This is a genomic window from Paenibacillus sp. SER-28 (assembly GCF_052906305.1).
On record NZ_JBRECM010000041.1, the window covers coordinates 1 to 515 of the forward strand.

Annotated in this window: 1 protein-coding gene; it reads left to right on the forward strand. The window is 55.7% G+C overall.

What is annotated here, in order from left to right; genetic code table 11:
* The coding region (locus tag ACUYLD_RS25475; protein ID WP_446676227.1) for an AMP-binding enzyme at nt 1–515 on the forward strand (515 nt) is incomplete at both ends.

The window sequence follows — 515 nt, forward strand, 5'->3', positions numbered from 1 at the left end:
AGATGGATGCCGGACGGCAACATTGAATATTTGGGTCGGATGGACCATCAGGTGAAAATCCGGGGTTACCGGATCGAACTGGGCGAGATCGAATCGCAGCTGCTGCAGGTGGAATCGGTACAAGAAGCGGTCATCATGGCACGCACGGACGAAACGGGCCAAACACAGCTCGTGGCGTACTACGTGGCGAGTCAAGAGCTTGGAGCGGGTGAGCTGAGACAGGAGCTGGGACAAGAGCTGCCAAGCTATATGGTGCCGTCGTATTTCATTCAGTTGGAGCAAATGCCGCTGACACCGAACGGTAAAATCGACCGCAAGTCCCTGCCAGCACCAGAAGGCGGTTTGCAAAGCGGAGCGGATTATGCAGCGCCACGTACTGTAACAGAACGAGCACTCGTAGCGATCTGGCAGTCCGTCCTGGGCGTGCCAACCGTTGGTATTTTAGACAATTTCTTTGACCTGGGCGGCGATTCGATCAAGGCGATTCAAATCGTGTCGCGTGCGTTCCAGGCAGG